Below are 23,759 nucleotides of genomic sequence, written 5' to 3' on the forward strand. Positions count from 1 at the left end.
GCCACGACCCGTGTTGCGCGGGCCGGCGGGGGGATGGGGGGCGCTGGTTTGTCCGGGCGGCGTGGTGGGCTGTGCCGCCCGGAAGGGGCGGGCTCGGGTGAGTGGGTGCCGCTGCGCGTGTCGCCTGCCCTGCCGGCCGCGGCGCGGGCTCCCGGGCCGAGGCTCCACACCGGGTGCCCGTGCCACACGGCACCGGCGCCGGGCAGGGCGGCCTCGATCAGGCCGATCAGCCGTTCGGCGATCTCGCGCTGGACGGTCCAGCCAGGCCAACTTCGGCATTCGGCAACGCGTCAGGGTGCTGCCTTCCTCTACCGTCAACAACGCCCAATGCTCCCTACAGCTCGCTGTCGGGATCACCCACCGACCGTGGTGGTCTCGCGCCGGGTGCGTCGCGTGGTGATTCGCTGCCAGGCCGTGGTGACCTCCTCGGCCAGGCGGCACGGTGAGGTGTCCATCGGCAGCCGCACCAGGGCCTGCGCCGCGTAGCATTGTCCGTCCACATCGGACACCGTCAGGTCCTCGGGCGCGGGCAGCATCTCCTCCAGCACCAGGCCGTCGACGGCCGGATCCGCCAGCAGGCGGTCGAACACCCGCAGCGTGGCGACGCTGTCCAGGTCGACCGGCCGGGACCGGTGCCCGTGCCGGGCGAACACCCACCGCGGCGCGCCGGTCGCCAGCCGCAGGTTCGCCAGCGCCCGGAGCCGTGCGAACCGGTCCCCGCCCGGCTCCGGCAGCAGGTCGCGGCCGGCGAACACGGTCGCCGGCGCGATCACCAGGTCCGGGTCCAGCAGCAGGCGCGGGGTGCGGGTGCGGCCGGGGAAGGCCGCGCGCGGATCGCCGAACGCGCGCGGCACCGTGAGCCGCCGGACCGGGGACGCGGCGGTGAGCAGCGAGACCACCACGTCCCACGGCGGCGGTGGCCGTCGCGTCGCGTGGTGGACCGGCCACAGCACCCGGCCCGCGCGGTCCTCGGCGATCACCCCGCGCGCGTCGCGGCGCAGCGTGATCTCGCCCAGCGGCAGGTAGCGGCGCATCCCGGCGGGATCGTCCACATAGGTCGCCGGATCGGCGTCGCCGGTCCAGCTCCGCGTGTAGCGTGGGCGGCGCACCGCGTTGGCGTCCCGGCTGCCCTGCGGCGGCACGAGGATCTCGACGGGCTCGGCGCCGCACCGGGCCGCCGTCTCGGTCAGGAACGCGCGGTAGGCGCTCACCTGGGGCACCGCGCCGTGCAGGCCCTGCAACGCGGCGGCGAACCGCGCGTCCACCACGCCCGCCGGGGTGACGCCCTCCAGCACGGCCCGGCCCGCCGGCAGCGGGCGGAGCAGGCAGTCCACCGGCCACGGCGCGGGCCGCGCCGGTGGTGCGCCCAGGTAGTCCAGCACGGCGGGGCCGAGTTCGATCTCGCTTTCGTCGGCGTGCCGGGCCATCCACTCGCACAGCCGCTGGTAGATCGTGCGCGGCCGCGGTTCCGGCCACGCCGAGCCGGGCCGGAACGGCTCGGCGGAGTCCAGCGCCCGCGCGACGATCTCGGACACCGGCCGCGGCTCGGGCCCGACGAGCCCGAGCGCGGGGTGCGACCGGCGGTCACCGAGCACCGCGGCGAGGCGTCCCGCGTGCGCGATCAGCTCGGGCAGCCGCGACGGCACCGGGACGCCGCCGTGCGCGCGGCGGTAGACGTCGGTGGCCCCGGGCCCGGGCTCGGCCGTGACCCGCCAGCGGTGCAGCTGTCCGGTGGGCGCGGACGACACCTGTACGAGCCCCAGCTGCGCCAGGTGCCGCAAGAACTCGCGCAGCACCGGCTTGCGCCGCGCGTCCGGGGAGAGCAGCGTGACCACCTCCCGGGTGCGCATCGCCCGCGAGCCCAGCACCCGGCACAACGCGTCCACCACCGGGGTCCGCCGGACCTCGCCCGGCCCGTCGCGGCCGGCGACGTGCCAGCACAGCCGGTCGCCTTCGGTCCACCGCAGCGGGGTCAGGCTCAGCCACGCCTCCGGCAGCACCGGGGCGGCGGTCAGCCTGCGGCGGTCCTGGTGGATGTTGGTGAGCCGGTGCACCGCGTGGTCGCCGACGGTCAGCGGTCCGGGGCCGGTCCCGGCGAGCGCGACGTGCGCCAGCCAGCCGCGCGAGGTGGTCTCGAACGCGGCCCGGAACAGCAGCCGCAGCAGGTGGTCGGCGCGTTTGCGCAGGGGTTTGCTCGTCCACGGCTCGCCCGCGGCGAGCCGGGCGCGGATGTCCTCGACGACGCCGGGGGCGGTGGCGGTGATCACCCGGGCCGCCGCGGGATCACCGGCGATGAGGTCCCACACCAGGCCGTGGTGCATCCGTTCGGTCTGCTCGACGGCGTCGCGCAGCGCGGCGGTTTCGGCGGCCAGCGCGGCGCCCCATTCGGCGATCCGGGCCAGCGGCCGGAAATCCAGGTCCCCGGGCCGGACGAACTCGCCGCGGTGCAGCCGCCGCCGGACGTCGAGCGCCTGCCGCCGCAGATCCCGCGGCAGGGCCGGGACCAGCTCCTCGCCGATGCGTCCGGCGACCTCCGCGGCGCACACGCGGTAGGCGGTCTCGGCGCGGATCAGGTGACGCATCCGTTCGGTCAGATCGGGCGTGCCGAGCGCGGCGGGCAGCGCCGCGGGCAGGCCCGCGATCCGGACCAGGGCGGGATCAGCCGGCACCGCCACCTCGCCTCCCGAAAGCAATTCCCGAAACGGTTTCCGGAATGCGGAAATCCGTATTCAGTCTGTGCCGGGAGGCGGGTGGCGGAAAGTGCGGGACCGGCTTTTCCCCGGGTCGAACGACCCCTGAACGTGGTGGTACGCCGGGAATCAGCGATTCCGCCAGACCGGCTTCCGTTTCTGCGCGAAGGCCGCCGGTCCCTCGAACGCGTCCTGGCTGACGAGGAGTTCGTCGAGCGCGGGTGAGGGATACCGGACGGCTTCGACGGTGTCCGCGATCGCGTCCGCCTCCGCCATGATCCGCAGCGAAGTCCGCACCGCGGTCGGCGAACCCTCGAGGATCGCGGCGGCCACCTCCCGCGCGACCGTCAGCGCCTGCCCGGCCGGGGCGACCCGGCTGACCAGGCCGTAGGACTCGGCCTCCGCGGCGGACAGGCGCCGTCCGGTGAGGATCACGTCGTTGGCGACCTTCGGCGGCACCGCGCGCGGCAGCCGCACCAGGCCACCCGCGGCGGCGACCAGGCCGACCCGGACCTCGGGCAGGCCGAACTGCGCGCTCTCGTCGGCGACCACGAGGTGGCAGGCGAGGGCGATCTCGCAGCCGCCGCCGAGCGCGAACCCGTTGACCGCCGCGATCACCGGCTTGGGCAGGGACTCGCGGCTGGTCAGCCCGCCGAACCCGGTCTTGGGCACCCACATCGGCTTGCCGCTGGCCGAGTACACCAGGTCGTTGCCCGCGGAGAACGCCTTGTCACCGGCGCCGGTGATGATCGCGACCCACAGGTCCGGGTCGGCGAAGTAGGCGTCGAACACCTCCGCCAGCTCGGCGTTGGCCGGCGGGTGCAGGCTGTTGCGCGAGTCCGGGCGGTTGATGGTGACCTCCAGCAGGTGCCCGTCGCGGCGGACCAGCACGTGCTCGTAGTCGTCGCGGAAACCGGGTGCGCGCGGCGGGAACAGCTCGTCCATCCGCTCGGCCGTCAGCGTCACGCGGTTGCCGAACCCGAACGAGCGCACGTGGATCTTGCCGCCGATCGGTTCGCCCTCCAGCAGGCGGCCGATCGTCTCCTCGTCCTTGGTGGAGGCGAGGAAGCGTCGGCCGTCGTCGAGCCGCCCGACCACCACGGCGGTGCCAGTGGCGTGCTGGACGGTGTAGGTCTCCAGCGTCGCCCAGCCGTCCGGGTGCACCGTGGTCGGCACGGCCGGGCGGGCGTCCAGCTCGGCCTGCAGTTCCGCGCTGCGGCTCGGTCGCCACGGCGCGGGCGTGGTCGAGTAGACACCGGCGGAGTACTTGGACAGCATGCCGCCGTTGGCGCCGACCGAGCCGAACGCGCCCGGCCGCGCGCGCAGGCGCACGACGGTCTCGGCGATCGCGTGGGTCGAGTAGTTGTTGCCCGGGCCGCCGAAGAACGGCAGGCCGCCGGTGACGGTGAGGCCGCGCGGGTCGTCCGGGGCGAGGCCGAGCCCGTCACACACGGCGAACACGGCGATCGGGAAGCAGCTGTAGAGGTCGAGCGTGGCCAGGTCACCGACGCCGATGCCGGCGACCTCCAGCGCGTGCCGCACCGCCAGCACCGCGGCGGGGGAGCCGCTGAGGTCCTCGCGCTCCAGCAGCGGCTGTTCCTCCAGATCGGCGTGGCCGTGCAGGAAGACCCACTTCTCCTCGGGCACCCCGAGCCGGCGCGCGGCGCCCACGGACATCATCAGCACCGCGGCGCCCTGGTTGACCTGCTCGCGGGCGACCAGGAAGCGGGTGTAGGGGTCGGCGATCGGGCGGTTGCGTTCGGACGGCGTCGCCAGCTCGCGCGCGTCGCGCTCGACCGGCGCGGCGGCGTGCGGGTTCGCGGCGGCGACCTTGGTGAACGGCGCGAACAGCTCGCCCATCGCCAGCGCGTACGCCTCGCGGGACAGGCCGAGCCGCGCGCGGCGGGCGTTGTCGAACAGCGCGTACTGGCTGGTCGGCTCGATCAGGCCGTGCGCCAGCATCTGCCGGTTGGCCAGGCCCTTCAGCCCGAACCCGCGGTCCTCCAGGTCGCCGTCGACGTGCTCGGTGAAGTCCGGCTTGTCGTCGGCCTGCTGGAGGTGCCGGACCGTGGAGATGGCCTCCGCGCCCGTGATGAGCGCGACCTCGGCCCCGCCCGCGGCGATCGTCCCGGCCAGCTCGGTGACCAGGTGCTGGGGCGACTGGCCGCCGGTGACCTCCAGGACGGCGCGGGCGGGCGCGGCGCCGATCCGGTTCGCGACCGAGCGCGGGAAGTTGTCCGACCGGCCCAGCGGGGAGTGGGAGATCGGCGTGGAGATCTCGAACTGCCGGATGCCGGCGACGGTGTCGACGGCCTTCGCGACCGCACCCGGGTCGGCGCCGGTGTCGGCGAGGGCGTCCCGGGCCGCCGCGGCCGCGAGTTCGACCGCGGACAGCCCGCGGTAGCCGGGATCGTCGATGCGCTCGGACGCCTGGCCGACGCCGACGAGGACCGGCGTCCGGTGATCGAGAGAGGTCATACCGCACGGTAACCCGGCGGTGGCCTCCCGATCATCAAGTTCCGGCGATGTTGACCATCCACGAGCTGCCGAACCGGTCCACGCAGGCGCCGAACTCGTCGCCCCACATCTGCTTCTCCAGCGGGACGGTGACGGTGCCGCCGTCGGAGAGCTTGTCCCAGTAGCCGCGCAGCTCGGCGGCGTCGTCACCGCTCAGGCTGATCGCCACGTTGGTGCCGGGCTGGTGCTCCGTGCCGGGCGGGGTGTCGGAGGCCATGAGCGTGAAGCCGCGCTCGGTCTCGAGGTGGGCGTGCATGACCTTGTCCGCGTCGGCGCCCTCCATGCCGCCCAGTTCGCCGAAGGTGCTCAGGTTCAGCTCGCCGCCGAAGACCTGCCGGTAGAACTCCATCGCCTCCCGGGCGTCGCCGGCGAAACTGATGTACGGATTGAGCAGCGAAGCCATGTCCGGGTCTCCCTCCATCGCGAGGCGGACCATCCTCGCAGACCTGCGCTGCCTGCGACAACACCCTGCGGGGTAGGAAGAATTTCGCCAGAATCGGGCTGTGGCCGGGTCGGTGTGGTACGTGGGTTACGGGTCGAACCTGCACGCCGGGCGGTTGCGGTACTACCTGGAGGGCGGCACCCCGCCCGGCGGGCGGCGGTCGTGTCCCGGGTGCCGCGACCCGCGTCCGCCGGAACGGGTGGTGGCGCATTCGATGCCCGGCGGGGTGTACTTCGCGACGGAATCCGCGACCTGGGGCGGCGGGCGCGCGTTCTACGACCCGGCGCTGCCGGGGATGGCGGCCGGGCGGGCGTATCTGCTGACGCTGGGGCAGTTTTCCGACCTGGCGGCGCAGGAGATGTACCGGGCGCCCGAGGGTGACCTGGACCTGTCGACGGTGCTGTCCACCGGGCGCGACGTGCTGGGGCCGGGACGGTACGAGACGTTGCTGTACGTGGGCGATCTGGAGGGGTTCCCGGCGCTGACGTTCACGGCCCCGTGGGCGGCCGACGAGGTGCCGTGGAACCCGCCGTCCGCGGTGTACCTGCGGATGCTGGGGGAGGGGTTGCGGGAGGCGCACGGCTGGCCGGTGCCCCGCGTGGCCGAGTACCTGTGCGGCCTGCGCGGGGCAGCGGGCCATTGGCCGGTGGACGAGGTGGTGGAGTTGCTGAGTGAGCCGGAGCCGGCCACGGGACTGGCACCCGGCCGGACTCCTGCTGCAACGGAATCCGGCCGGGCGTCCACAGGCGTCGATGCTCACCCGGGCCCAACCTGAGTTCGAGTCTCCCGCCATGTGTGCACCGCCAGTGGCTGTGCGCAAAGAGCATTCACCTCCGACGCAACGGGGAAGACAACTGCCGCGGGCCACTTCCGGACAGGGCGGGAGCCGGCGAGTGCGTCCACCGAGCTCACCTACCTGCATGGTTGGACCTCGCGTTCAGTGTTGCGGCACTGTGCTCGCCGACCTCGCGGCCCTCTTCGAGGCTGGTGCACTCATGCTGGCGCTGACGCTGCTCGGCGCATCCGTGGAAAAGGCCCTCGTCGCGACCGTTGTGGTCGTCGGTGTCGTCCTGGGGCGCCTCCCCAACGCGGGTACTTGGCAGGATTTCCGCGTCTGGCCGTCGCTCCGCGGGCCGGGGTGGTCGTCGTGGACGTGAAGTCCGCAACGCTCGGCTTTCAGCGCCCGATCGAACTCCTGCGGCTCCAGCAGGCGATGGAACAACTCGCGGAGATTGACAGGTGGGCGCTGGCGTTGGAGCTGGCGGAAGTCCCGGGTGTCGTCGGCAAGCAGACTTGTGACACCTCAAGGTACACCTCGTTGGCCTGGGACCCCTACCGCGACGTCATGAAAACGGCTGGCTGCGCACGTGAGTTTCAACGCTACGTCCGGCGCTGCTGGGAAGTGGCCGGTCGTCGCGCAGAGGCGCTGCCACCGGGGGCGTCAATCGCGATAGGGCGCGAGGCACGCGAAACCGCTGACGAGCGAAGCGGAGTACACGGACTACTTGCGGGCGCTCAAGAAGCTAGCGCACCTGACGCTGCGCGCACTGGCGATCGAGATGCGAGAGGTGGACCGGCGAAGCACTCTCGGTGAGCTGCTCAAGCGTGACACCGTGCCGGAGAGCTACGAGCAAATCAAGGCGCTACTCGTTGTTCTCGAACGGCATGCGACCAACGGGACTCCAGGTCTGGAAGGAGCTGGTCGAGCGGCGAGACAGTGGCTGACCAGCGGGAAGTGGCCGTGGTCTGAAATACGCTGACCGGAGACCTGGCAAAGCGCATGCCAGGTCTCCGGATGCAGCGTCGGAGCTGCTGGCTCAGTAGCTCAGCTCCGCCAGGCGCTCGGGGTCGCTGATGATGTCGATCGCCGCGATGAGGTTGTTCACCACCGTGAACGCGAAGAGCGTCCAGGGCCGGCCGTCGCGCAGGATGAGGCGGCCCGCGACGCCGTTGACCAGCACCGGGATCGCCTGCCCGCCCTCGCCGGACTGCCGGAAGGTGAGCGCCTGACCGGCCACCGCCTCGGCGCCGTGCACCAGGCGGGACGCCCCGGCCGGCAGCGAGGCCGCCTCGGCCCGCAGTACCACGTCCGGGTCCAGCACGCTGACCAGCGCGGCGAAGTTCCCGTCCCGCGCCGCGGCGAAGAACGCGTCCACCACCTCGCGCTGCCGGGTCACGTCCCCGTCCGGCACGGTCGGGCTGCCCTGGATCCGCCGCCGGGCGCGGCTGGCCAGCTGACGGGCCGCCGCGGGCGTCCGGTCCACGATCGGGGCGATCTCGTCGAACGGCAGCGCGAACATGTCGTGCAGCACGAACGCCAGCCGCTCCGCCGGGTCGAGCGTGTCCAGCACGACGAGCAGCGCCAGCCCGACCGAATCGGCGATCAGCGCCTGGTGCTCGGGGTGCGCGCCGTCCTCCGGGGCGATGATCGGGTCCGGCAGGCGCTCCGGGTACTCCTCGCGGCGCGAATTCCGCGAGCGCAGCATGTCCAGGCACACCCGGCCCACCACGGTCGTCAGCCAGCCGCCCAGGTTGCGCACCTCACCGGCGTCGCTGCGGCTCAGCTTCAGCCACGCTTCCTGCACCGCGTCCTCGGCCTCGGTCAGCGAGCCCAGCATCCGGTACGCCACCGCCCGCAGGTGCGCCCGGTGCGCCTCGAACCGTTCGGCCAGCCACTCGTTCTCGGTCATACTCCCCTGACGGATCCTGTCACGCCGATGTGACCGGCTCGGACACCCGGATCACGATCAGGCACGAATCGTCCTCGGTGTCGGAGGACGCCTCGGCCAGGAGCTGGTCGCTGATCCGCTCCACGTCCGTCCCGGCGTGGCACGCGGCGGCGGCCAGCCGGTCCAGGCTGTCGTCCAGCAGCACCCCGCGCCGCTCGATCAGCCCGTCGGTGAACAGGACCAGCGTGTCCGCGGGCCGCAACCGCAGCACGCGCTCCTCGAACCGGGCACCCGGCCGCGCGCCCAGCAGGATCCCGCGCGGCAGCGGCAGCTGCTCGGCCACCCCGTCGCGCACCAGCATCGGCGGCAGGTGCCCGGCGCGCGCCCACGTCAGCGTCCGGCTTTCCGGGTCGTACAGCCCGCACAACGCGGTCCCGGTGACGCCGCGGTTCACCGTGAACGTCGTCGTGTTCAGCCAGCCCAGCAGCTGCCCCGGGCCGGCCCCGGTCACGGCCAGCCCGCGCAGCGCGTTGCGCAACGCGATCATCCCGGTCGCCGCGCCGATCCCGTGCCCGGCCACGTCGCCGATGACGAGCAGGATCCGCCCGTCCGGCAGCACCGTCGCGTCGTACCAGTCGCCGCCGACCTTGTGCTCCTGCGCCGCCGGCCGGTACCGGACCGCGACCTCGAGGCCGTCCATCTCCACCGGCCGCGCCGCCGACGGCAGGATCACCTGCTGCAGCTCCCGCGCGATCCGGTTCTGCTGCTGGGCCTCGTGCTCGGTGTCGGCCAGCCGGTCCCGCGTCGCGCTCAGCGCCACCTGGCTCTGGTACTGCGCCGACAGGTCCTGGTAGATCCCGCGCACCGCGACCAGCTCACCGCCCTCCGACAGCACCGGCTCGCCGTGCGCGCGGATCTGCCGGTGTGTGCCGTCCGGCCGGATCAGCCGGAACACGGTCGCGGCCTCCTGCCGCGCCAGCAGCGTGGTCTGGAACGCCTCCAGGATCGGCAGGTCCTCGGGGTGGACGTAGGTGCACAGCCCGTCCCACGTGACCGGCCCCGCCGACGCGGGCAGCCCGAACAGCTCGAAGGTCTGCTCGGTCCACGCCATCTCGCCGGTGAGCACGCTGTGCTCCCAGCTGCCCAGCCGCGCGATGTGCTGCAGGTTGTGCAGCAGCTGCGCCAGCCGGTGGTCGTCGTGCCCGAGGGTCAGCGCGATCCGCACCCCGTCCAGGAAGCGGGTGATCCGCACGTCCACCATCGCCGGGGTGGCCGCGCCGCCGGTGCGCGCGACCAGCGGGACCGGCCCGAGCTGCGCGGACGCCCCGGTGGTCAGCACCTCCACCGCGCGGTCGGCCAGCCCGTAGGCGCACAGCAGCGGGTACGTCCGGGTGAGCCCGCGCCCGACCAGGTCCGCCGGCCGCCGCCCGTGCGGGTCCGCGAAGTCCTCGCCCACCTGGGCGATCTCGAAGTCGGTCACCTGGCCGGACTCGTCCGTCCGCGGCCGGGCGAACAGGCCGGAGTCCAGCAGGCCCACCGTCGACGGCAGCGCCCCGGCCGGCTGCGTGCTGAGCATGATTTCCCGCCCGCACAACGCGGCCAGCGCGGCCAGGCGCCGTTTCTGCTCCGGCGGGAACTCCCGCAGCGGCGCGGTCCAGACGAACTCCACGACACCGGCGATGCTGCGCGAGGTGGTCACCGGGACCACCGCCCGCGCCCCGCGATGACCGTCCGCCAGCAGCGGCACCGCGGGAGCGAGTTCCACTTCCGGGATCCAGTGCGGCCGCCGTTCCCGCGCCGCCCGTTGCGGCAGGCAGTCCATCAGCACCGGGAGGTGCCGCCAGCGGCTGGCCTCCAGCAGGTTCAGCCCGGTGTGCGCGACGAGCCCCAGCGCGCCGTCCGGCTGCACCTGCCACAACGCGACGGCGACGGCGCCGGCGGTGCGCCGGACCTCCTCCAGCAGGGCGGAACTCTCCGCCTCCCCGCCGGGCAGCCGCGCGAAGTCGGGCGCGGCGCCGGCCACGGCGACCGGGGACCGCGGCGGCCGCACCGCGCCCGCGACCAGGTCCGCGGCCAGCTCCGCCACGGAAGTCCCGGTCAGCACGCCGTGGTCGGCGAGGTGCGTGGCGGCCTCACCGGGGGAGTAGCCGAGCCGTTCGACGAGGATGCCTTCGGCGAGCGGGACGAGCAGCCCGCCGTCCCGTTCCGCCCGCAGCCGCTCGATCTCCTGCTGCTGGCAGTCCACGACGGCGGCCAGCCTCGCGACCCGCGGGTCGAGGCCGGCGGTCTGCGGCGGGTACTGGGCCGTCACCTCGAGCCCCTCGGTCGGTGGGCGGACGGAACGAGTCTAGAGAAGTGGCGCTGGGATACGACCCGCGCTACCAGTAGATTCCTCTTCTGCAGCGATTGTTCGCAAGGGCGATCGGTAAGGCCTCACGAAATCGGAGTGCGCTGATGGCGGAGAGCCGGGCTGCCCAGGCCAAGCGGGACGCGGGCCGAAGCAGCGAGCGTGAGCTGGCCGATCCCCGGTTGCAGCAACTGCTGGCGGGGCTCACCGCGGTGCGGGACGGGGATTTCGGCACCCGGCTGCCGCAGGTCGGCGACGAGCTGATGGACGAGATCGCCGCGGTCTTCAACGGCATGGTCGACCAGTTGTCCGTGTTCACCTCGGAGGTGACCCGGGTGGCGACCGAGGTGGGCACCGAGGGCAAGCTCGGGGGCCAGGCGCGGGTTCCGGGGGTGTCCGGGACCTGGGCGGATCTCACCGATTCGGTGAACGCGATGGCGGGCAACCTGACCGCTCAGGTGCGGGACATCGCGCAGGTGGCGACCGCGGTCGCGAAGGGCGACCTGTCGCAGAAGATCACGGTGGACGTCAAGGGCGAGATCCTGGAGCTGAAGGAAACCATCAACACGATGGTGGACCAGCTGTCCTCGTTCGCCGACGAGGTGACGCGCGTGGCGCGCGAGGTGGGCACCGAAGGGATCCTCGGCGGTCAGGCGGAGGTGCCCGGGGTGTCCGGCACCTGGAAGAACCTCACCACTTCGGTGAACTTCATGGCCGGGAACCTCACCGATCAGGTGCGCAACATCGCTCAGGTGACCACGGCCGTGGCTCGCGGTGACCTGTCGCAGAAGATCATGGTCGACGCGCGTGGCGAGATCCTGGAGCTGAAGAACACCATCAACACGATGGTGGATCAGCTCTCGTCGTTCGCCGACGAGGTGACGCGCGTGGCGCGCGAGGTGGGCACCGACGGCCGGCTTGGCGGTCAGGCGCAGGTGCCCGGTGTCGGCGGAACGTGGCGGGCGCTCACCGATTCGGTGAACTTCATGGCGGGCAACCTCACCGATCAGGTGCGCTCGATCGCGTCCGTGGCCACCGCGGTCGCCGACGGTGACCTGTCGCAGAAGATCACCGTCGACGCGCGTGGCGAGATCCTGGAACTGAAGAACACCATCAACACGATGGTCGACCAGCTCTCCGCGTTCGCCGACGAGGTCACCCGCGTGGCGCGCGAGGTCGGCACCGAGGGCCGTCTCGGCGGTCAGGCGGACGTCAAGGGCGTGTCCGGGACCTGGAAGGCGCTCACCGAATCGGTGAACGTCATGGCCGCCAACCTGACCGACCAGGTGCGCTCGATCGCCGACGTCACCACGTCGGTCGCGAAGGGCGACCTGACGCAGAAGATCCGCGTCGACGCGCGCGGCGAGATCCTGGAGCTGAAGGAGACCATCAACACGATGGTCGACCAGCTGTCGGCGTTCGCGGACGAGGTCACGCGCGTGGCCCGCGAGGTGGGCACGCACGGCAACCTGGGCGGCCAGGCCAACGTCCGCGGCGTGTCCGGCACCTGGAAGGACCTGACCGACAACGTCAACGGCATGGCGTCGAACCTGACCAGCCAGGTGCGCTCGATCGCGCAGGTGGCCAGCTCGGTGGCGCAGGGCGACCTGTCGAAGAAGATCACCGTGGAGGCCAAGGGCGAGGTCGCCGCGCTGGCCGACACGATCAACACGATGGTCGACACGCTGGGCGCGTTCGCCGACGAGGTCACGCGCGTGGCCCGCGAGGTGGGCACGGAGGGCATCCTCGGCGGCCAGGCCCGCGTGCCCAACGTCGCCGGCACGTGGAAGGACCTCACCGACAACGTCAACTCGATGGCGAACAACCTGACCAACCAGGTGCGCAACATCGCCCAGGTGACCACGGCCGTCGCGGACGGCGACCTGACCAAGAAGATCGACGTGGACGCGCGCGGCGAGATCCTGGAGCTGAAGACGACGATCAACACGATGGTCGACACCCTCGGCTCGTTCGCCGCGGAAGTCACCCGTGTGGCCCGTGAGGTGGGCAGCGAGGGACGGCTGGGCGGCCAGGCCGAGGTCGAGGGCGTGTCCGGCACCTGGAAGCGGCTCACCGAGAACGTCAACGAGCTGGCCGGGAACCTCACCCGGCAGGTGCGCGCGATCGCCGAGGTGGCCAGCGCCGTCGCCACCGGCGACCTGACCCGGTCGATCTCGGTCGAGGCGCAGGGCGAGGTCGCCGAGCTCAAGGACAACATCAACTCGATGGTGCGGTCGCTGCGCGAGACCACGCACGCCAACCAGGAACAGGACTGGCTCAAGACCAACCTGGCCCGCATCGCCGGCCTGATGCAGGGCCACCGCGACCTGGCCACGGTCGCCGAGCAGGTGCTGGACGAGCTGGTGCCGCTGGTCGGCGCGCAGCAGGGCACGTTCTTCCTGGCCAGCGGGCAGAACGGCAGCACCAGGCTGCGGCTGATCGCCAGCTACGGCGCGCACTCCACCGAGGAGCTGCGGCACGAGGTCGAGCTGGGGCAGACGCTGATCGGGCAGGCGGCGCGCACCCGGCGGCCGATCGTCGTCGACCAGACCCCGCCGGGGTACGTGCGGATCTCCTCCAGCCTGGGCGAGGCGCCGCCGGTCAACCTGGTCGTGCTGCCGATCCTGTTCGAGGACCGCACCCTCGGGGTGATCGAGCTGGCCTCGTTCGAGCGATTCACGCAGGCGCAGCGTGACCTGCTGGACCAGCTGGGTGAGACGATCGGTGTCAACGTCAACACGATCGTGGCGAGTTCGCGCACCGACTCGCTGCTGGAGGAATCCCAGCGGCTGGCTGCCGAACTGCGGGTGCAGCAGGAGGAACTGCAGCGCTCGAACGCCGAGCTGGCCGAGAAGGCGGCGCTGCTGGCCCGCCAGAACCGCGACATCGAGGTGAAGAACACCGAGATCGAGCAGGCCCGGCGGGAGATCGAGGAGCGCGCCGAACAGCTCGCGCTCGCCTCGAAGTACAAGTCCGAGTTCCTCGCCAACATGTCCCACGAGCTGCGCACGCCGCTGAACAGCCTGCTGATCCTGGCGAAGCTGCTCGCGCAGAACCCCAGCCGCAACCTCACCGCGAAGCAGGTGGAGTACGCCGAGGTGATCCACTCGGCCGGGTCCGACCTGCTGCAGATGATCAACGACATCCTCGACCTGTCCAAAGTGGAGGCCGGGCGGATGGACATCCACCCGGAGCCGTTCGCGCTGAACCAGCTGCTGGACTACGTCGAGGCGACCTTCCAGCCGCTGACCGCGGAGAAGGGGCTGACGTTCGCCGTCACCGCCGATCCGGACGTGCCGCGCGAGCTGGTGACCGACCAGCAGCGGCTGCGGCAGGTGCTGCGGAACCTGCTGTCCAACGCGGTCAAGTTCACCGACCACGGGCGGGTCGAGCTGCGGGTGCGGATGGCCCGCGAGGAGGAGCTGCCGCCCGGTAGGAGGGGCCCGGTGGTCGCGTTCGCGGTCACCGACACCGGGATCGGCATCGCGAAGGAGAACCTGAGCGCGATCTTCGCCGCGTTCCAGCAGGCCGACGGCACCACCAGCCGCCGCTACGGCGGCACCGGGCTCGGGCTGTCGATCAGCAACGAGGTCGTCTACCGGCTCGGCGGCGAGATCCGCGCGGAGAGCGAACTCGGCGAGGGCAGCACGTTCACGCTGTTCCTGCCGCTGGGCAGGCTCCCGGCCGACCGCGTGCCCCCGGCCGCGGCGACCGAGACCGTGCTGGCCGAGCCGGAGCCCGAGACCTCCCGCGAGACGCACGGCAAGCGGCAGGTGCTGGTCGTCGAGTCGGCGGGCACCGGTCTGCTGTCGCTGCTGGCGAGCAGCGCCGCCGCCGACCTCGCCGACACCCACGGCACGGTCACGGTCGCCACCGTGAGCACGGCCGAGCAGGCGACGAACGTGCTGCTCAGCCGCCCGCACCACTGCGTCGTGCTGGACATCAGCCTGCCCGAGGGCGGGGCGTTCGCCGTGCTGGACGCGCTGGCCGACCACCCGGACCTGCGTTCGGTGCCGGTGCTCGCGCACCCGTCCCGCAAGCTGACCCCGGACCAGGAGGCCCTGGTGCAGACCCGCGCGGCGATGCAGCCGCTGGAGCTGCTGCCCTCGCTCGACGAGCTGCGGGAACGGATCGCGCTGCACCTGTCCGCCGACGGGCCCGACGACGTCATCCCGCTGACCCAGCCGCGCTCGCCGTTGCCGTCGCTGTCCCGGTCCGGGAGCGACCGGTCCGTGCACGAGCCGTTGCGCGGGCACAAGGTGCTGATCGTGGAGGACGACCCGCGCAACGTGTTCGCGCTGCGGGGTGCGCTGGAGAGCTACGGGCTGGACGTGCGGCACGCGGTGAACGGGCGCAAGGGCATCGACGCGCTGCTCGCCGAGGACGACATCGAGCTGGTCCTGATGGACGTGATGATGCCGGAGATGGACGGGTACGCGGCCACCGCGGCGATCCGGGAGATCCCGCGGTTCGCCGACATGCCGATCATCGCCGTCACCGCGAAGGCCATGCAGGGCGACCGGGAGAAGGCGCTCGCGTCCGGGGCCAGCGACTACCTGACGAAACCGGTCGACGCGCACGAACTGCTCGAATGCCTGCAGCGGTGGCTGCCGGAGGTGCGTGCCTGACCCGCGGCGGCGTGTCCGGCGAAGGAGGAGTTTCGCCCCGGCGCGCGGCAGTGGAGGATGGGTGCGTGCAGGCACCCGATCCACTGAACCCGGGCGACCCGGCCGGCCACCCCGTCGACGGGGTGGCGGTGGCCGTCGAACGCCGTGGCGAGGCCGTCGTGGTCCAGGTCAGCGGCGAACTCGACCTCCTGACCACACCCCGGCTGGACGACGCGGCGAGCCGGGCCCTGCGTGAGCACCCGGCGTTGCTGGTGCTCGACCTGACCGGCGTGACGTTCCTGGGTTCGGCGGGCATGGCCTCGCTGGTCGCCGTGCGGCAGGCCGCGGGGGACGACCTGCCGATCCGGCTCGCGGCCGCGGACCCGGTGGTGGTGCGCGCGATGGAGGTCGTGGGCCTGGTCGAGGAGTTCCCGCTCTACCCGACGTGCGACGAGGCGCTGGCCGGCTGACGGGCGGGGCAGGCGGGAAAGCCCTTTCACGGTAGCGGCGCGGCCGCCCCCAGCCCCTGCTCGGCGGCCGCCGCGCGGACCGCGTCGATCACCAGCTGCAGCGAGGGCCGCGCGGAAGCCGTGCGGTGCGCGATGGACACCGTGCGCATCGGTGGCTCCGTCAGCGCCACGATGTCCAGCCCGGGCGGCCGCAGCGACAGGCCCAGGTCCGACACCAGCGTCACCCCCAGCCCGGCCGCCACCATCGCCAGCGCGGTCGCCTGCTCGCCGACCTCGTGGTTGATCTTCGGCTCGAACCCGTACCGCTGGCACGCCAGCCGCACCGCGCGGCCGAAGTGCGAGCGCGGCCCGGCCAGGATCCACGGGTGCTCGGCCAGCTCCGTCAGGCTCACCGTGTTCGCCGGCACCGCTCCGCGCGGGACCGCCGCGTGCAGCCGCTCCACCGCGATCACCACCCGCGTCAGCGCCGGGTCCCAGGGCATCGGGTAGTCGGAGTAGTCGATGACGAACGAGAAGTCCAGCGCGCCGTCCCGCACCGCCCCCGCCGTCTCCTCCGGCGCCAGCTCCTTGGTGCGCACCTCGATCCCCGGGTGCTCCTTCGCCAGTGCGGACAACGCGAACGGCAGCAACCCGGACGCCACCGACGCCCACACCCCCGCCGTCAACCGCGCGGTGACGCCCTCCTGGGCCTCCTCCAGCGCCATCGTCGCCCGTTCGACGGACTTGAGGATCTCCTCGGCGTGCTCGGCCAGCACCACGCCCAGCTCGGTCAGCTGGACGCGCCTGCCGAGCCGCTCGAACAGCTTGGCCCCGACGTCCCGTTCCAGCTGCGCGAGCTGCTGCGAGACGGCCGAAGCCGTGTAGTGCAGGGCCGCCGCGGCCGCCGTGACGGTGCCGCGGCGGTGCAGCTCCCGAAGCATCCGCAACCGGTGCAGCGAAAGCTCCATGGGCTCAGGGTAGGTAAGGATCACCTGCTGTGCAGGGAACGTGAACGGAACCGTGCATGATCCCTAACTGGACGTGTGCGGGACCACTGCCGCACCCTGGTGTCAGCGGGAATGGATCTCCCGATTCCACTCGGACCGGCGACCGAAGCCACCACGCGGTGGCGGAGGTGCGCTGTGCTGCGCCCGGAATCGGCGACAGGCTTGGAGGGGACAGTTGACCACGATGCAGGACCCGCGGGGGCTCGCCGGTGAGCGGACCCTCCCGCGCACGCAGGAGCCGATGCTGCGGCTGACCTGGACCGACCCGGTCACCGGCACCCACGGCTACCTCGTGGTGCACACGCTGGTCTCCGGCCTGGCCACGGGCGGCACCCGGATGCGCGCCGGCTGCACGCTGTCCGAGGTCGAGGACCTGGCCCGCGGCATGGCCGCCAAGACCGCGACCTTCGACCTGCCGGTGGGCGGGGCGAAGGGCGGGATCGACTTCGACCCGAAGGACCCGGGGGCCGTCGGGGTGCTGGAGCGGTTCTGCCAGGCGATGCGCCCGTGGCTGGACGCGCACTGGGTGACCGCCGAGGACCTCGGGGTGCCGCAGCACCTCATCGACGAGGTCTTCGAGCGGCTCGGCCTGGAGCAGTCCTACCACGCGGCCATCCGCCGCTCACCCGATCCGGCGCGCACCCTGCGCCGCGTGCACGCCGGGCTGAACGCCCCGGTGCCGGGAGGTTTGCTGCTCGGTGACGTGGTCGGCGGTTACGGCGTCGCGCAGGCGTGCCTGGGCGCGGCGAGCGCGTGGGGCTGGGAGCCGGCCGCGACCACCGTGGCGATCCAGGGCATCGGCACCATGGGCGGCGGCGCGGCCTGGTACCTGCACGAGGCGGGCATGCGGGTGGTCGCGGTCGCCGACGCGGCCGGGACGCTGTACGACCCGGCCGGGCTGGACGTCCCGGCGCTGCTGGAGCTGCGGGACGGGTTCGGCGAGGTGGACCGGTCGCGGCTGCCCGCGCGGATCCGGCAGTTGCCGCGGGACGCGGTGGTCGGGGTCGAGGCGGACATCTTCGTCCCGGCGGCGATCTCCTACGCGCTGACGCCGGACAACGTTCCGGACGTCGCGGCGAAGGTCGTGGTGGAGGCGGCCAACGCGGCGACCACCGCCGAGGCCGAGGCCATGCTCGCCGCACGCGGGATCCCGGTGATCCCGGACTTCGTGGCGAACGCGGGTGCCGCCGCGTGGGCGTGGTGGCTGCTGCTGGGCCAGGTGGGCGCCGACCCGGTCGACTCGTTCCACCGGCTGCGGACCGAGATGCGCTCCAAGGTGGCGCTGTTGCTGGCCGCCTGGCTGGCCGACGGTGTCCCGCCGCGGACGACGGCGGAGGAGCTGGCCGCGGCGAACCGCGCGGCACGCCTGGCTGCCGGGGACGCCGGGGTGGTCATTCCCTGACGTGCCAACGCTGAAGGGCCCTTCGCTGCTTCGCGAAGGGCCCTTCACGCGTGTGCACACAGTTCCGGCCTGGTTCGCCGACGGGGAGGTGAACCAGGACCGGTTTCCACTCGGCGGTTGCGGCCTTCGGAGCCGCCGTCGCGGGACCGTAGGGCCTCGACCTCGTAGTGCCCGGGCACCTCGGGGTCTGTCCCCACAGTGCCCGATTCGCCCGCCCCGGATCCAGGGCCGAAGGTCCCTTTCGCCGGACGCGTGGGACGCTCCCGGCATGGACGATCCGCTCCGCACGCTCGCCGCCATCCGCGCCACCCGCGTGTTCGCCGAGCGTCCCGTGCCGCGGCGCCTCGTGGCGGACCTGGTCGACGCCGCGCGCTGGACCGGATCCGCCCGCAACCGCCAGCCCTGGCGGTTCGTCTCGGTCACCGACCCGGACCTGCGCCGCGCGCTGGCCCGACTCGGGCAGTACGCGCTGCCGCTGGCGACCGCCCCGGTCGCGCTGGTCCTGCTGTCCGACTCCGAAGCCGGCCACGACACCGAGTTCGACCTCGGCCGGGTGTGCCAGACGCTCGTCGTCGCGGCGCACTTCGCCGGTCTCGGCAGTTGCCCGGTCTCGCTGTACCCCGAGATCAACGCCGTCGAAGCCGCCGCGCTCACCGGGCACGGGCACCCGTGGCGCGCGCACCACGCGCTCGCCCTGGGCTGGCCGGGTCAGCGCCCGCGTGGCCGCTCCGCCATCCCGACCGGCCGCAAGGACCTGTCCGACCTGTTCACCGAGCGGTAGTCCGCGGCCACCTCCCCCGCCGCCCGCGCCAGCGCCGCGACCGCGGGGGAGCTGGTGCCCTGCGGCCAGGCGAGGAGCAACCGCGCGGGGGCGGCGTCCACGACCGGGACGGTGACCAGGTTGTGGTCCAGCGTGTCCAGCACCGACCGCGGCAGCAGCGCGATGGCCCGGCCGCGGGAGGTCACGCGCAGCAGCTTCGCCAGATCCGTGACCTCGACGCCACCGAAGTCCGGGTAGCCGGCCCAGCGTCCGACGGGCTCCCCGCGCAGGTCGGACAGCTGCAGGATCGCCCGCTGCGCCAGGCGGTGGTCCGGCGGCAGCAGGGCCGCCCGCGGCTCGGCGCGCAGTTCCGCCGTCTCCAGGCCGGCCGCGTCGTCGAAGGGCGTGTGCAGCAGCGCGAGGTCGGCGCGGCCGTCGCGCAGCAGCGACACGCGGTCCTCGTGCGCGGTGACGAGTTCGACCGGCACCGCGGCCGGATCGCTCTCGTAGCGGCGCAGGATCCGGGGCAGCAGGCCGGCGTCGCCACCGGGTTTGGCGGCCAGGGCGAGGTAGGGCACGCCGCGGCCGGCGCGCTGGGTGCGCCGGGCCGCCGCGGCGACCGCGGCAAGCGCTTTCCGGGCCTCGTCGAGCAGCACCTCGCCGGCCGGGGTGAGTTCCACGCGCCTGCTCGTGCGCTCGAACAGGGTCACCTCCAGCCGCCGTTCCAGCGACCGCACGGCTTTCGACAGAGCCGGCTGGGCCAGTCCCAGCCCTTCCGCCGCGCGGCCGAAGTGCAGCGCCTCCGCGACGGCGACGAAGTAGGCGAGTTCTCGCGTCTCGACCCGATCCATTCCGGAAGGTTATCGGATGTCCGTTTTCCTCAGACGTCTGAGGAGTTGGTAGCGTGCGGGCCATGACGCCCGTGTTGCAGGTGAGCGATGTCGATCTCGTCCGCGACGGCCGGTACCTGCTCCGGTCGATCTCGCTGACGGTCCGCGAGGGCGAGCACTGGGCGCTGCTCGGCGCGAACGGGGCAGGCAAGAGCACGCTGCTCGGGCTGCTCGGGGCGGTCACGCACCCGACGCGCGGAACGGTCGACGTGCTCGGGCACCGGCTGGGGCGGGTGGACATGCGCAGGCTGCGGTCGTTCCTCGGGCACATCAACCCGCGGCACCCGCTGACCTCGCCGTTGACGGTGTTCGAGGTGGTGCTGACCGGGCTGACGAACACGACCGAGCTGGTGCCGCGCTGGCAGCCGACGGGGGCGGAGCGGGAGCGCGCCGAGCGCCTGATCCGGATGCTCGGGCTGAGCGGTCAGCGCGACGCCCGCTGGCCGACGCTGTCCCAGGGCGAGCGCGGCCGGGCGCTGATCGCCCGCGCGCTGATGCCCGCACCGCGGCTGCTGCTGCTCGACGAGCCGGCGACGGGCCTGGACGTGGCGGCGCGCGAGCAGCTGCTGTCCAGTGTGGACGCGCTGCGGCGGGAGCACCCCGCGCTGGCGACCGTGCTGGTCACCCACCACCTGGAGGAGCTGCCCGTGAGCACCACGCACGCGCTCCTGCTGCGGGAGGGCCAGTGCCTGGCGTCCGGCCCGGCGGACGAGGTGGTGACCACGGACCACATCAGCAAGTGCTTCGACCACCCGGTGCGCATCACCCGGACCGAGGGCAGGTGGACCGCCCGCGCCGAGCCGCTGGCGTAGCGGCGCGGGCGACGGGAGTGGGGGACTCGCGGGCAGGAGTGCGGAACTCGCCGACGGGAGTGTGGGACTCGCTGACGCCAGTGTGGGACTCGCGGGCGGGAGTGTGGGACTCGCCGACGGGAGTGTGGGACTCGCGGGGCTGAGCGATCCGGTTTCCTAGAGAACCCGGCCCACGCCGCCGAGCAGGACGGCGCTCGCCTGGTCGTCCGGGGCCGGGCGGTAGCCGCGTGGTGCGTTCCAGTGCGTGGCGAGCACCAGGCCCGGCGGCACCAGCTCGGTCCCGTCGAACAGCGCCAGCACCTCGTCGGGCGAGCGCGTCGTCACGTTCTGCTGCACGTTCGCGTTGTAGGTCTGCGTCACCTCGGACTGGCGCCGGCGGGCCTGCTCGTCCTCGGTGAACGTGATGTGCGTGAGGCCGAGGTAGCTGCCCGGCGCGAGCCGCTCGACGTAGCGCCGCACCAGCGGGGCCACGTCGCCCGGGACGAAGGGCAGCACGGACACCAGCAGCAGCCCCACCGGCTCGGCGAAGTCCAGCGGCGTCGCACGCGCGAAGATGTCCTCCGGCTCCCGCGCGTCGCCGTGCAGGCAGATCGCGTCCGGGTCGTCGGCGAGCAGCTCGTTGCTGACCCGCACGGTGTCCGGGTCCAGGTCGACGTAGACCACGCGGGTGCCGGACGCGTACCCCTGCGCGATCTCGTGCACGTTCCCGGCGGTGGGGTAGCCCGACCCGATGTCCAGGAACTGGCGGATCCCCTGCTGGATCATCCACCGCACGGCCCGCCGCAGGAACTCGCGGTTGTACCGGGCGACCTGCCCGGCCAGTGGGAACACCTTCTGCGCGGCGATCGCCACCTCGGCGTCGCACGGCAGGTGGTGGTGCCCGTTGAGGTACCAGTCGTAGACGCCCGCGGCCGTGGCCTTGGTGCGCTGCTGCGATGTCATCGGCGTTCACCACCGTCCGGTCGCGGCCAGTCTGGCACGCGGGTCAACGGCCCGGCTAGCGTCGACGTTTGCCGAACGACTCCATCTCGGCGACCTGCCGCCGCGCGTCGTCGGCGGCCTTGTCCGCGGCGGTCGCGGCCTTGCGGGCGGCGGTGAGTTCCTTGCGCACCGCGCGCTCTTCACGGGTGGCGTCGTCCAACTGCGCGCGCAGTTCGGCGACCCGCGCCGCCGCCTTCTCCGCCCGGGCGCTCACCTCGTCCAGCGCCTGCTGCGCCTCGTCGCGGGCGGCCTCCGCCTCCGCGGCCTTCACGCGGGCTTCCTCGAGCGCGGCTTGGCGGCGTTCGGCCTCCGGGTCCCGCTTCGACGGCTTCTTCTTCACCGGCGGCGGTGGCGCCGCCTTGCGCTTCGGCGACGCGGCCAGCGCGGCGGCGAGCCAATCCTCCGAAGAGGACGGTGACAACGCCGCGGGAAGCCGCCCCGCCGCCACTTCCGCGGCCGCGTCCGGATCGGACACCGCGGCCTCGAACGTGTCCTCGACCTGACGCATCGCCACGTCGCTGTAGGGCACCCCGGCCTCACCGGCGACGCCGCCCGCGCGTCCGCTCAACCGGCGGATCAGCTCGTTGCGCTGCCGGGACAACGTGCGCAACTCGTCGCCCGCCAGCTTCTGGTGGGCGGTCCGCAGCCGCGCGCCGAGGTCGGCGAGCTGCCCGATCTCGTCCGGGTGCCGGCGGCTGACCTGGTTGACCAGCCACGCGGCGACGGTCGGCTTGCGCAGCTGGTTGATGCGCTTCGCGAGGTCCGGCTGGCGGGCCTTCGCCTCCTTGGCCCGCTCGGTGCGGACCGCGGTGAACTCGTCCCGGGGCAGCGCGTACAGCTCGTCGGCGACCGCGTCGAACCCCCGGGGCGTCATACCCCCATCATCGGCTCGCCGGTGACCACCGGCAAACCGTCATTCGGCCTGCTGCTGCTTCGCGATCTCCGCGCGCACCTGGTCCATGTCGACCTCGCGCAGCTTGCCGATCAGCTCCTCCAGGCTCTGTTCGGGCAGCGCGCCCGGCTCGGCGTAGAGCACCACACCGTCGCGCACCGCCATCAGCGTCGGGATCGACCGGATGCCGAACGCCTGCGCCAGCTCGGTCTGGTCCTCGGTGTCGACCTTGCCGAACACGATGTCGTCGTGCCGGTCGGCCGCACCCTCGAACACGGGCGCGAACATCCGGCACGGCCCGCACCAGGCCGCCCAGAAGTCGACGAGCACCATGCCGTCGGAGTTGACGACCTCTTCGAAGTTGTCCTTGGTCAGCGTTACCGTCGCCATGCGGGGTGCAACACGCACCCGAGGTCACCTATTCCGGGTGGCGCCGCCCACCACAGGCTGCCGGGAACTTGTGGCGATCACGCACATAGGCTTCGCGCTCCCGGCCGCTTACCGTCTGTCGCCATGAGTGGCTACTGGGATGGCCGGGTCGCGCTGGTGACCGGCGCCGGCAGCGGGATCGGACGCGCCTGCGCGCACGCCCTGGCCGGGGCCGGGGCGAAGGTGCACGTGGTGGACATCGACTCCGCGGCGGCCGCGCGCGTCGCCGACGAGACCGGCGGCTGCGCGCACACCGCGGACCTCGCCGACCCCGCCGGCATCGGCACCCTGCCCGCCGACGTCGACATCCTCGTCAACAACGCCGGTTTCCAGCACGTCGCGCCGCTGACCGAGTTCCCGCCCGAGGTGTTCACCCGGATGCACGCGGTCATGGTCACCGCGCCGTTCCTGCTGATCCGCCGGGTGCTGCCCCACATGTACGCGCAGCACTGGGGCCGGATCGTCAACCTTTCCAGCGTGCACGGCCTGCGTGCGAGCGCGTTCAAGTCCGCCTACGTGTCGGCCAAGCACGCGCTCGAAGGACTGTCCAAAGTGGTCGCCCTGGAAGGCGCGCCGCACGGGGTGACCAGCAACTGCGTCAGCCCGGGTTACGTCGACACCCAGCTGGTGCGCGACCAGATCGCCGACCAGGCCGCCGCGCACGGACGCCCGGAGGACGAGGTCCTGGGCGAGGTCCTGCTGCGGCGCGCCGCGATCAAACGGCTCATCGACCCGGCCGAGGTCGCCGACGCCGTGCGCTGGCTGTGCGGCCCCTCGTCCGGGCACATCACCGGGATTTCCCTGCCCCTCGACGGCGGCTGGACCGCCGCCTGACGTTTCCGCCACGGCACAAAGGAGTGTTGCC

At 72.9% G+C, this 23,759-nt stretch carries 19 protein-coding genes; 9 read left to right on the plus strand and 10 right to left on the minus strand.

All coding sequences use genetic code 11. The annotated features are described in order from the left end of the window. Nucleotides 1–353: 353 nt before the first annotated feature. From D0D15_RS19125 to D0D15_RS19135, 3 genes are all read right to left on the minus strand, one after another. Nucleotides 354–2,669 carry a hypothetical protein gene (locus D0D15_RS19125; protein ID WP_244214972.1) on the minus strand — a complete coding sequence of 772 codons (2,316 nt, stop codon included), beginning with the start codon at nt 2,667–2,669 and terminating at the stop codon, nt 354–356. 150 nt (nt 2,670–2,819) lie between these two features. Next, complete coding sequence (locus tag D0D15_RS19130) at nt 2,820–5,168, minus strand: acetyl-CoA acetyltransferase (RefSeq protein ID WP_094006671.1); 2,349 nt, start codon at nt 5,166–5,168, stop codon at nt 2,820–2,822. 34 nt (nt 5,169–5,202) lie between these two features. Next, on the minus strand, nt 5,203–5,610 hold the full coding sequence (locus D0D15_RS19135) for a VOC family protein (RefSeq protein ID WP_094006733.1): 408 nt from the start codon (nt 5,608–5,610) through the stop codon (nt 5,203–5,205). 100 nt (nt 5,611–5,710) lie between these two features. Between D0D15_RS19135 and D0D15_RS19140 the strand changes: the two genes are divergently transcribed. The 3 genes from D0D15_RS19140 (at nt 5,711) to D0D15_RS35985 (ending at nt 7,409) form a co-directional block, all read left to right on the plus strand. Further along, entirely contained in the window at nt 5,711–6,424 is a 714-nt protein-coding gene (locus tag D0D15_RS19140) for a histone deacetylase (RefSeq protein ID WP_233157361.1), read from the plus strand. A gap of 178 nt (nt 6,425–6,602) precedes the next feature. Then, nucleotides 6,603–6,806: a hypothetical protein gene (locus D0D15_RS19145; RefSeq protein WP_094006670.1), complete on the plus strand. Its 204-nt coding sequence runs from the start codon at nt 6,603–6,605 to the stop codon at nt 6,804–6,806. Nucleotides 6,807–7,154: 348 nt separating this feature from the next. Further along, nucleotides 7,155–7,409, plus strand: a complete 255-nt coding sequence (locus tag D0D15_RS35985) for a hypothetical protein (RefSeq protein WP_143266217.1) — start codon at nt 7,155–7,157, stop codon at nt 7,407–7,409. Nucleotides 7,410–7,466: 57 nt separating this feature from the next. On the opposite strand, the gene D0D15_RS19150 is transcribed toward D0D15_RS35985, so the two are convergent. Together D0D15_RS19150 and D0D15_RS19155 are read right to left on the minus strand one after the other, a co-directional pair. Next, a complete protein-coding gene (locus tag D0D15_RS19150; RefSeq protein WP_094006669.1) occupies nt 7,467–8,339 on the minus strand; it encodes a sigma-70 family RNA polymerase sigma factor in 873 nt (290 codons plus the stop codon). Nucleotides 8,340–8,358: 19 nt separating this feature from the next. Then, nucleotides 8,359–10,629, minus strand: a complete 2,271-nt coding sequence (locus D0D15_RS19155; RefSeq protein WP_115944624.1) for a GAF domain-containing SpoIIE family protein phosphatase — start codon at nt 10,627–10,629, stop codon at nt 8,359–8,361. A gap of 143 nt (nt 10,630–10,772) precedes the next feature. On the opposite strand from D0D15_RS19155, the gene D0D15_RS19160 reads away from it, so the two are divergent. Together D0D15_RS19160 and D0D15_RS19165 are read left to right on the plus strand one after the other, a co-directional pair. Then, complete coding sequence (locus D0D15_RS19160) at nt 10,773–15,293, plus strand: HAMP domain-containing protein (RefSeq protein WP_115944625.1); 4,521 nt, start codon at nt 10,773–10,775, stop codon at nt 15,291–15,293. Between the two features lie 65 nt (nt 15,294–15,358). Continuing rightward, on the plus strand, nt 15,359–15,742 hold the full coding sequence (locus D0D15_RS19165) for an STAS domain-containing protein (RefSeq protein WP_094006666.1): 384 nt from the start codon (nt 15,359–15,361) through the stop codon (nt 15,740–15,742). A 26-nt stretch (nt 15,743–15,768) separates the two neighbouring features. On the opposite strand, the gene D0D15_RS19170 is transcribed toward D0D15_RS19165, so the two are convergent. Next, entirely contained in the window at nt 15,769–16,689 is a 921-nt protein-coding gene (locus D0D15_RS19170) for a LysR family transcriptional regulator (protein WP_094006665.1), read from the minus strand. Nucleotides 16,690–16,912: 223 nt separating this feature from the next. On the opposite strand from D0D15_RS19170, the gene D0D15_RS19175 reads away from it, so the two are divergent. Both D0D15_RS19175 and D0D15_RS19180 read left to right on the plus strand, forming a co-directional pair. Beyond that, nucleotides 16,913–18,130: a Glu/Leu/Phe/Val dehydrogenase dimerization domain-containing protein gene (locus D0D15_RS19175; RefSeq protein WP_094006664.1), complete on the plus strand. Its 1,218-nt coding sequence runs from the start codon at nt 16,913–16,915 to the stop codon at nt 18,128–18,130. A gap of 268 nt (nt 18,131–18,398) precedes the next feature. Further along, nucleotides 18,399–18,911, plus strand: a complete 513-nt coding sequence (locus D0D15_RS19180; RefSeq protein WP_094006663.1) for a nitroreductase family protein — start codon at nt 18,399–18,401, stop codon at nt 18,909–18,911. Here the strand turns inward: D0D15_RS19180 and D0D15_RS19185 are convergent. Continuing rightward, nucleotides 18,839–19,741, minus strand: coding sequence for a LysR family transcriptional regulator (locus tag D0D15_RS19185; RefSeq protein ID WP_115944626.1), 903 nt, complete (start codon nt 19,739–19,741; stop codon nt 18,839–18,841). The genes D0D15_RS19180 and D0D15_RS19185 overlap by 73 nt on opposite strands. A 62-nt stretch (nt 19,742–19,803) precedes the next feature. Here D0D15_RS19185 and D0D15_RS19190 point away from each other — a divergent pair, with 62 nt between their 5' ends. Beyond that, on the plus strand, nt 19,804–20,592 hold the full coding sequence (locus D0D15_RS19190; RefSeq protein WP_094006661.1) for an ABC transporter ATP-binding protein: 789 nt from the start codon (nt 19,804–19,806) through the stop codon (nt 20,590–20,592). A 156-nt stretch (nt 20,593–20,748) separates the two neighbouring features. Here the strand turns inward: D0D15_RS19190 and D0D15_RS19195 are convergent, their stop codons facing one another. From D0D15_RS19195 to trxA, 3 genes are read right to left on the minus strand one after another with little or no spacing between them, the layout of a single operon-like run. Next, entirely contained in the window at nt 20,749–21,534 is a 786-nt protein-coding gene (locus tag D0D15_RS19195) for an SAM-dependent methyltransferase (RefSeq protein ID WP_094006660.1), read from the minus strand. A 55-nt stretch (nt 21,535–21,589) separates the two neighbouring features. Next, nucleotides 21,590–22,447, minus strand: a complete 858-nt coding sequence (locus D0D15_RS19200; protein WP_094006659.1) for a hypothetical protein — start codon at nt 22,445–22,447, stop codon at nt 21,590–21,592. Between the two features lie 39 nt (nt 22,448–22,486). Continuing rightward, the gene (gene trxA, locus D0D15_RS19205) at nt 22,487–22,855 is read right to left on the minus strand and encodes a thioredoxin (protein ID WP_094006658.1); all 369 of its coding nucleotides are present in this window, start codon (nt 22,853–22,855) and stop codon (nt 22,487–22,489) included. A gap of 123 nt (nt 22,856–22,978) precedes the next feature. Between trxA and D0D15_RS19210 the strand changes: the two genes are divergently transcribed. After that, complete coding sequence (locus tag D0D15_RS19210; RefSeq protein ID WP_094006657.1) at nt 22,979–23,728, plus strand: 3-hydroxybutyrate dehydrogenase; 750 nt, start codon at nt 22,979–22,981, stop codon at nt 23,726–23,728. The last annotated feature ends 31 nt before the right edge of the window (nt 23,729–23,759 follow it).

The organism is Amycolatopsis thermalba, from assembly GCF_003385215.1.
Classification (GTDB): Bacteria; Actinomycetota; Actinomycetes; order Mycobacteriales; family Pseudonocardiaceae; genus Amycolatopsis_E; species Amycolatopsis_E thermalba.

Excerpts from the sequence above, each read along its gene's own strand:
- D0D15_RS19135 (WP_094006733.1), bottom strand. The coding sequence starts at position 5,610 with ATGGCTTCGCTGCTCAATCCGTACATCAGTTTCGCCGGCGACGCCCGG.
- D0D15_RS19130 (WP_094006671.1), bottom strand. The coding sequence starts at position 5,168 with ATGACCTCTCTCGATCACCGGACGCCGGTCCTCGTCGGCGTCGGCCAG.
- D0D15_RS19180 (WP_094006663.1), top strand. The coding sequence starts at position 18,399 with ATGGACGATCCGCTCCGCACGCTCGCCGCCATCCGCGCCACCCGCGTG.
- D0D15_RS19195 (WP_094006660.1), bottom strand. The coding sequence starts at position 21,534 with ATGACATCGCAGCAGCGCACCAAGGCCACGGCCGCGGGCGTCTACGAC.
- D0D15_RS19150 (WP_094006669.1), bottom strand. The coding sequence starts at position 8,339 with ATGACCGAGAACGAGTGGCTGGCCGAACGGTTCGAGGCGCACCGGGCG.
- D0D15_RS19175 (WP_094006664.1), top strand. The coding sequence starts at position 16,913 with ATGCAGGACCCGCGGGGGCTCGCCGGTGAGCGGACCCTCCCGCGCACG.
- D0D15_RS19200 (WP_094006659.1), bottom strand. The coding sequence starts at position 22,447 with ATGACGCCCCGGGGGTTCGACGCGGTCGCCGACGAGCTGTACGCGCTG.
- D0D15_RS19170 (WP_094006665.1), bottom strand. The coding sequence starts at position 16,689 with ATGGAGCTTTCGCTGCACCGGTTGCGGATGCTTCGGGAGCTGCACCGC.
- trxA (WP_094006658.1), bottom strand. The coding sequence starts at position 22,855 with ATGGCGACGGTAACGCTGACCAAGGACAACTTCGAAGAGGTCGTCAAC.
- D0D15_RS19190 (WP_094006661.1), top strand. The coding sequence starts at position 19,804 with ATGACGCCCGTGTTGCAGGTGAGCGATGTCGATCTCGTCCGCGACGGC.
- D0D15_RS19185 (WP_115944626.1), bottom strand. The coding sequence starts at position 19,741 with ATGGATCGGGTCGAGACGCGAGAACTCGCCTACTTCGTCGCCGTCGCG.
- D0D15_RS19160 (WP_115944625.1), top strand. The coding sequence starts at position 10,773 with ATGGCGGAGAGCCGGGCTGCCCAGGCCAAGCGGGACGCGGGCCGAAGC.
- D0D15_RS19210 (WP_094006657.1), top strand. The coding sequence starts at position 22,979 with ATGAGTGGCTACTGGGATGGCCGGGTCGCGCTGGTGACCGGCGCCGGC.